The organism is Streptomyces sp. NPDC019531 (assembly GCF_044903305.1).
Taxonomy (GTDB): Bacteria; Actinomycetota; Actinomycetes; order Streptomycetales; family Streptomycetaceae; genus Streptomyces.
In genome coordinates this window covers 1-8,680 of sequence record NZ_JBJDQL010000100.1, presented here as the reverse complement: position 1 = coordinate 8,680, position 8,680 = coordinate 1, and the positions used below count along the sequence as shown (strand labels likewise).

Sequence of the window (8,680 nt, the reverse complement as noted above, 5' to 3'; positions counted from 1 at the left end):
CGCCCACATGTACCAGGTCACCGTGGTCCGCACAGGTGGCAGGGACCGCAGCGCGGAGGCGGCCATGCCGTGGTGGGCGGCGAGCTCCTCGTGCAGTTGGGCGTCCGGACTGCCGAACAGGTACAGGGCTGTGACCTGCTCGGCCGAGACCAGATCGAGCGGGGAGCCGCCATGGCGGACCATCCAGTCGTACAGGGCGCGCTGCCTGGCCGTCCAGGACAACGCACGCCTGGGGGCGTCCGCGTTGCGGGGAACAGGCGGCAGACCGTGCCCGGCAGTGATCCATTGCACTCCGGTGGAGAGGGCCTCGACGACACTCGCCGGGATCGCGTCGTCACCGGTCAGCTGCAGCATCAGCCAGCGGGTGTGCTCGGCGTACATGACCCTGTGCGGGAGGATCAGCCGGTCGCGCAGCTCGGCGGGAGCGTGGTCGCGCGGCCTGAAGCGCCGGTCGGCCCACTCGTACAGCTGGGCCCCGTCGCCCGGTCGCAGGGCTTTTTCGACGGCAGCGCCGATCCCGGTCAGGTCCAGCACCTCGACGATCTCGAACAAGGTGGTGTGGTTGTCGGGCAGCAGCCAGGCGAGAACCGGTGGCACGATCTCGCGTGCGTCTTCTTGCGACACTCCAGGCATCCGCTTGTAGCGGGCCAGCACCGCGGCAGCCAGCACCGCCCTGTCATTGACGAGCAGCAAGCCCCGCCCGCTCAACGCCTGGTAACGCTCGCTGCCCTTGTCCACCGGCCCCGCACTGACGGGCGGGGCGTCGCGGAGCACCGCCTCGCCGAAGGCGGTCATCAGCTCCCACAGTCCGGTACCGGAACGGTCGTCGAGCAGCTGTTCCATGGCCGCGTCGGCGTCAACCGCGTCTAGGTCATTCCTCCGGACAAACCGCCGGTTGACGGTGTCCGGGAACTCTTCCGCGAGCAAGTCGCGCAGTTTTCTGACCGCCCGCCGGGCAGCGGCCACCACTGCGGGATTTGCGGCGAGCGCCTGCCCCAGGGCGTCCTCGTAGCTCCTGGTGAGCTGCTCCCACCGCTCGGTGCCGTAGAACCCGCCGAACCGAGCGGAGTATGCGAAGAAGTCGCGAACGGCTTCGCGGGATGCCGCGCCGTCACTGGCGCCGCGGGGCTCGAACAGTACCCACGCGGCGGGCGGGTCTCCAGCGCCTGTGTACAGAGCTGGTTCGAACTGAGACAGGCCGGGAAGCGGCCAGTCGCCGCTCATGACCGTGGGGGCGTACATCGCCATCGTGGCCTGGTCGGAGACTCGCTGGGCCAGCGGCGGAGCGCCGGCGTAGCTCTTGCCGGTGTAGCAGGCGTGCAGCACGATCCGCGTGCCCTGCGGAACGCCCAGGCCTGCGAGCAACCGCGGCAGGTAGCGGCCGAGGTGCGTGCCGGTGACGGTCTTGGCGCCGTAACGGGACGGCACACGGACGCTCCTGCCGGTGCTGTGGGCACCGAAGAAGAACACGCTCCGGCCTCGCCACGGCAGGGAGTGCGGACCGTCGATGTAATCCCCCGTCGCGTCATCGACGACGAAGAAGCGCGCCTTGTCGGAGAGGGCAGAGTACATCGCCGTCCGCGCCGCGAAGTCGCGGGCGTTGTAGGCCCCGGCGCCGATCTGCCGTCCAGTGGTCTGGTGGTTGATCTGGCGGGTGATGATCTCGCGGTCCCACACCCTGGGGGAAAGCTGTACGACCTCTTCGGCCGTGACGTGTGTGTAGAGCTGCCCTGTTGCCGCGTCCAGCAGGTCCCTGCGGGCGGTGATCCGCAGCCGGACGTCGCCCGGATAGCGCGCGGGGCGCTGGTCGGGACGCCTGGCGAAAACGGATACATCGCGTGCGGTGGACTTGGTGATCTCCCAGAGCACGGGGGCCCCGGCGGGTTCGCGCGGCAGCGACTCCAGTGCCGTGTCCCGGTCCAGCGTCATCGGGTGGTAGTGCGGCAGGTAGATGACCTGGCCCGGCTCGAGGGGCACCACCATCCCGCTCCCCGGTGCGGCCTGGCCGCGCGTGGCGAACCAGACGCTGCGGAACTCAGGAGGCAGGAGGTCGAGGGCCTCTGCGGCGGCCCCGCGGTGCTCGCGCAGCTCGTCCGCGAGGCCGACGGCGAGCACGGCGGCTCGGTCCATGAGCCGTTGCCGCGTCTCGGCGAGCCGGGCCGCCTGGTGTGGGGCATCGGCGAGGGTGTCGCGTGCCAGATCCGCGAGTTCGGCGAAGGTCGCGTCCCTGAGCAGCAGCAGGGGCAATCCGAACCGCAGATCGCGGGAGTCGAACGCGTCCTGTGCCAGTGAGCGGGCCGCCGCCGGCAGGTTCAGCGGATCGGTGGCGGCGGTGCCGAGCAGCACGGCGTCCGAACCGCTCACCAGGTACCGCGCGGGCAAGTGACCGCCGCCTTGACGCAGCAGATCGAGCTGGTGATGGCGCAGCAGCCAGTCCTGAAGGGCCCGGCCGCGCTCGGAGAGGGTAGTCTCCCCGGGCACGGGACGGCCGTTCTCGGTCTGCTGGGTTGGGAGCGGTTCGACTCCGGTCATCCGCGCGATGGACGGCAAGGCCGAAACATCCTGGGTGAGGTCCGGGGTGAGCCACCGCATCCGGGCCGCGTAGGCCCGGCGGTGTGGGAGCCGGAGGTTTTGGCGCAGGACGGCGTCCCGCTGGAGGGAGGGGTGGTCCGCGTCCTGGTCGATCCGCCACTCTGGGTCGAGCGCACCGTCGGACCACCCGTACAAACGGGACGCCTCGGCGGCTCGCAGCTCCGGCTCGGTCTCGTCCCGCACTCCTGCTTGGTGGGATGCCTCGATGACTTCGGCCATTGAATGGGTGCCGTCAGGCAGCAGCCAGCCGAGCAGAGCGTTCCTGAACGCCAGCGGGTTCGACGCCGCGGGAGCCAATGTCTGGTAGGCGAGGAGCAGTCGCTCGGCCAGCGCGGCCGGGCGGCTGGTCAGCCGATATCCGCGCTGGTGGCGCATGTCGCGGTACCAGTCGCCGCCGCGGTCGTACTCCGCTGCCGTCCAGGGCCCGGCGGCCCTGGTGCGCAGGGCGGAGAGTCCGGCGCTTGGGGTACGGCCGTCAGTAGGCTCAGACCAGGTGATGGCGGCTCTCACGGCTGTCGCGAACGCGCCCATGAGGTGAGCCAGCGTCACATGGCCATCGTGCTCGTCGAGGAGTCTGGCGAGGTAGCTCTGCGGATCGTCGGTGTCGGCACCCGCGGTGAACGCGGTTACGGCAGCGGCGTAGCCCCGCCCGTGCAGCAACGCCCGGTGGAGCGCGGTGACAGCGTTGCGGGCCTCGCTGATCGCGTCGGTGGCCTCGGCCAGGACCCGGCCGATCGCCTTCTCGTAATCGGCGCTCAGCTCCTCCCAGGACGGATCCTGGTAGATACGGGTCAGCAGTGGGCGGTCGTCCTTACGGGCCGGATAGCCCGGGGCTTGCAGACTGCCGCGGAAGTCGACGGTAAGGCTCGCATGGAGATGAGCCGGCTGCGGGCGCCCAGGGGAGTTCCAGCCGTGGTCTGGGAATTCGGCGGCGGGGACGCTGGTCGGGCCGGAGGGCGCGGTTCCGCTGCTGGTCCCGGTTTCGGCGCCGGTTTGATGCGGCTGCGCGTTCCAGTGCTCCGCGCCGGGATAGCCCGGCTGCGCGGCCGTGCCGGAGGGGCGTACCACCCGCCAGGACGTGGGCCGCCCGTCGGCGTCCTCCAGCAGGTGTACGCGAGCGGGTTGCGAGCCGGTTGTTGTGACCGCGACGCGACCTGTCGGGTCGTATACCGGCAAGCCGGTAGCGGCGGCGATCCTGTGCAGCCGGAGTCCCGAGGAGAAGGGCACACCGCTGCCCGAAGCCGGTCCCTCGCTGCAGGCCAGCACCATGATGCTGGTGAAAGCGGAGGTGGCGGCGCCGGCGATGAGTTCGCTGACGAACGTGCCGTCGTCTGTCTTCGTCCCCCCGCTGCCCAAGGCCAGGTCGAACCCCTGCGGGGTGCCGTGCGAGGCGAAGAAGAAGGTCCGCTCCGGGTCGGTGGGCAAGGGCAGATCGATCGACGTCTGCCTGTCGCTCGCGGGGTCGCGGCTCCACTGCCGGAAGTGGGTGACAGCGGGCAGCTGCCGGTAGGCGGGCTTGCGCCGCTGCCAGTCCGCGGTGTTGAACGACGCCTTGCCCACGACCTTGCCGTCCCAGACGATGTCGTGGAGCTGGACGTCGTCATGCCAGGCGGGCCTGGTGGACCGGCGGGAGGGCGTGTGCTGTGCGGACAGCGGTCCGGTGTCCGGGGCCTGCGGGACAGGTTCGGCTTCCTCGACCCTGATGTGCTCGTAGCGCTGCCGGGTCTCCGTGTCCTGCCGCACCTGCCGGTCCAGGACACGGAAGACCGGCTGCCCGGGGTAGCGGGCCTCCCGGCGCGCGGGATTGCGGGAGAACACCGAGACGTCGCGGGCTGAGGACTTGACCACCTCGACCAGCACCGGATGGCTCTGGGAGGGTGCCTGGGCCATCTCCGCGCGCATGGCCGCGAGCGCTCCGCGCTCGGTGAACCTCGCGATCTGGAACTCAGGCGCCGTGATCTCGTGGATTCCGCCCGACGGCTGGTCCGCCCATGGGCCCGACGCCGTCATGTGCCACCACACAGGGGCATCCACAGGCGGCAGCAGCCCCAGAGCCTCCGCGAGGATGCCGCGATGCGCCGGGATCTGCAAATACAGCCGGTTCAGCAGGTTGTCGGCGCGGTCCAGCAGCGCCTCGCGGAAGTCCGCCGTCTTCTCGGCCCGGTCCCGGGCGCTCGCCGGGTAGGAACGCAAGTTGCGGACCACCCCGCGCGAATATTCATCACCCAGCAGAAGCAGCGGGAACCCGGCCTCGCCGTCCACAGCGGCATTGATGACGGCGTGGACCTCCTGCCGCAGTTCCGCCTTGACCTGCGCGGGTGACCGGTCGGCGGTGAACCGCTGGTCGAGCAGGCGGGCGTCCTGACCACCGAACAGGTACAGCGCGAAGACATGCCCGGGGTTCAGGCGGTCCAGCGGGGAACCCTCATGGCGCCGCTTCCAGTCGGCCAGAGCCTCCTGACGCGCCTCCCACGTGCCCAGGTGCAGAGCCGGATCGGCGCCGGGGGGCGCCGTGTCGCCCCGGGACAGGCGCGCATTGCCCAGGTAGAGCGCGGTCCACAGGCCGGAGGGAACCGATCCGTCCCCGCTGACCTCGCCGGTGAGCCAGTCCTTGTGCAGCGTGAAGTAGTACCGGTGGTGCGGCAGATACAGCTGGCCCTGCAGGGACGCGGGCGCCTCCGTGCGCGGGGCCAGCACGGCGTCCGCCCACTCGTACAGGTGGGTGGCATCACCGAACATCACGGTGCGCTCGACGACGTCGCCCATCCCGGCCTGGTGGGAGGCTTCCAGGACTTCGAAGAGGGTGTTGAAGTTGCCGGGAAGCAACCAGGCGAAAACCGCCCGGCGCAACGCCGGCATGTCCGCGTCCCCCACACCCCCGATGGCGCGGTACCGCACCAGCATCTCCTTGGCGAGGTGTGCCCCGTCCAGGACGCGGAGAATGCCCGCCGCGCGCAGCCGGCGGAAAGACGGATCACTCATGTCCACGGGCCGGGACCGCGGACCGGGGTCATCACCCACGAGAGCGTTTTTGAGCGCCACCATCAACTCGTACAGGCTCACGGCGGACTTCTCGTCCAGCAGCCGCGTCATCGCCGCCCGGTAGTCGACCGCCCCAGAGCCGGCGGACGGGAAGAACCTCCTGTCAGCGCGCCGGCGGCCGTTCCGGGTGACCTCGTCGGCGTGGACACGGGCCACCGCCCCCCGCGCGGCGGCTATCACCGAGGGACTCTCGGCCAGGGCCCGGCCGAGCGCGTCCTCGTACGAACGGCTCAGCTCCTCCCACCGCTCGGTCCCGTAAAAGGCGCTGAACCTGGCCGCCTGCGCCAGCCCCATGGAGTCATGTCTGGCGGAACGGGCGGCGGCATCGAGCGCCGTCCAGCGACGCGGCTCAAACCGCACCCACCCAGGCAAGGGATTGCCCGGCACAGTTATCAGGTAAAGCATCCACTGGCCCGCACCAAGTTCGTGGGTCCCCGAATCGGTTTCCGGGGCGTAGGCACCGTAACCGCTGCGGTCAGCAACGACCTGACCCACCCGATCGGCTCGCGCAACCTGCCCCCCCGTGGAACAGGACTGCAGCACCAGCCGCGTGGTCGCGGGCATGCCAAGACCAGCGAGCACCCGCCCCAGGTAGGAGCCGACCTGCTCCGGGGTGACCCTCTTCGTGCCGTAGCGCGACATCACCTCGATGTTGCGCTCCGTGCCGTGCGAGCCCCACAAGAACACGCTCTCGTCGCGCCAGGGAACAGAACGCGGCCTTATCAGCGCACCGGTCTCCTCCCTGACCATGTAGGTGTTCTTCTCGAAGAACCGGCTCAAAGGGCCCTTCGTCATTACCCGGAACTGGCCTCCGGTGCTGGCCACCCCGATCTGCCGGCCCTGTTTGTCCATGATGGGCCGGGCGATGATTTCGCGGTTCCACAGTTCAGGCGACGGTTCCGGCCTGAGCTCCGTGACCACAATGTGCACGTAGGTACGGCCGGTGGTGCCGTCCAGCCGGATGTGGCGTTCCTCGACGCGGAACTCACTCTTCTGCGGGTAGAGCGCCTGCCTGTCGCCGGGTTCACGGGCGAACATGGAAACATCGCGCGCGGTCGACTCCCGGACCTCCCACAGCACCGGGTAACCGGGAACCGTCGTCGGGGCGAGCACTGCGTCGAGCGCCGAACGCTCGTCCAGTGTCACCATGTGGAGCGGTCCGCGGTCGACGGTGCTCCCGGGCTGCTGCCTCACCGCCGAAGCGCCCTGCATCGGGCCGCTCTCCAAACTGACCCACCAGGTGCGGGCAAACACCGGCGGCAACTGCTCGACCGCCTCCATCGCCACATCGCGGTGTTCGGACAGCTCACGAATGAGCCCCTTAACCAGTCCGGCCGCTCTCTTGGCGAGTCGGTCACGTATAGCGCTCAGCTTGGCTTCGCCGCCGGGGCCCGCAGGGGATATGGCCCTGGCCTGGTCGGCAAGTGCCCGGAAGTCGTCGTCCCGCAGGAAAAGCAACGGCAGGGACAAGCGCAGGTCACCGTGGTCGAACGCCTGCCCGACAAGGGAACGGGCAAGGCGGCGCAACGACTTCGCGCTCTCCGCATCACCCGTGAGCGGTGCGCTGAGCAGAGCGGCATCGGAACCGCCGGCCAGGTAGAGCGCGGGCACCAGCTCCACCTCAACGTTGTTGGTCAACCCCTCGTCTCGGTGGCGCAGCAGCCACGCGCGCCAGGCCCGCCGACGCCGGCCACCTGTCACCTCAGCGGGTGCGCCCGGCGACGCCACATCGAACTGCGGGTAGTCGTCCACGGCCCCGCGCAGGCCGTACAGATCCTTGATCGTCCTGAGCACCGAGCCGTCATGCGTGACTTCCGGGGTGAGCCACGCCGTCCGCTCCGCGTAGAGCCGCCGGTGCGGCTGCCACAAATCCTGCCAAAGGACGGTTCCGCTTGTCGGTGCAGCAGCGGACGGCCGGCTGATCGGGGCAAAGTAACTGGCGGCCCAACCGTAAAGGCGGGACGCGTCGATGACCGCCGGATCAGGCTCCGTCTCATCGCGCACGCCTACCCCATGGGAAGCCTGGAGGATTTCCACGAGCGAGTAGGTGTCGGCGGGCAGCAGCCACCCGAGCAGCGCATCACGGAACAGCAGCGGCTCGCTCAGGTAATCGTAGGCCTGATCAGAAGCGACACTCTGGTGGACCCGCAGCAGCCACGCGGCCAGCCGCGTGTCCCCGTGGATGATCCGGAAGCCACGATCGGGCGTCATGACCTGGTACCAGTCGCTGCTTCTGTCGAGCGGTGCAAGCGTCGGCTTCAGCGGCAAGCGCATGGTGTTCAAGCGCGGGTCGGAATCCCACAGCTGGCTGAGCGTGTAGGGCGAGGTCGGGTGGGCGTAGGCGGCATAGTGGAACGCGCTCATCAGCTCGGCCAGGCTCGCTCCCCTATCGTGGTTGAGCAGCCGGGACATGGACTCGGACGGGTTGCGGACGTTCCGGAAGAACGCACTCGCAGCACTCGGCCCCACCAGACCGCTGAGGTACCGGTGCAGGTGCCAGACCGCTGTCCTGGCCGCCTTGATGACCTCTGGATCCTCGGCCAGCACCCGGCCGAGTGCACGCTCGTGCCGGCTGCTGAGCTCCCGCCAGCGCGGGTCGCCGTACATGCTCGACAGCCGCGGCGGGTAACGCCGAAGGGACTCAGCCAACTCAGCCGCGGTCATCGGCGCCGCGCCCCAGGACACGTTCCAGTCCTCACGGGCCGGATAGCGCGGCGCTTCCAGACTGCCGCGGAAGTCGGCGGCAACAAGCGGGTGTTCGCGTGCGACCGAAGCAGAGTCGACGACGTCCTCAGTGGGTGCGTCGCCGCTGACGGTGCCGATCCGGGCCTCGTCGCCGGGGGAGTGGACGTCCTCGGTGGTGACCGGAACCGCCTGCTGCTTGATGGGTGCGGGGGTCACCGTCGGGTCGTCGGTGGAGCCGTGCGGATCGCTGTCCGGGCTGTCCGGGCTGGGCGGCTGGGCGGGTGCGAGGGAAAAGTTTGTCGGGTCGGAGTCGGCCGTCGACGTGCTCTGCGGCCGGGTGTCGGAGCCGTCGGGGTGGTGG

General features: G+C 69.8%; 1 protein-coding gene. It reads right to left on the bottom strand.

What is annotated here, in order from left to right; genetic code table 11:
- Window positions 1-8,680: hypothetical protein (locus ACI2L1_RS44595; RefSeq protein WP_404745212.1), on the bottom strand; the 8,680-nt coding region annotated here is incomplete at both ends.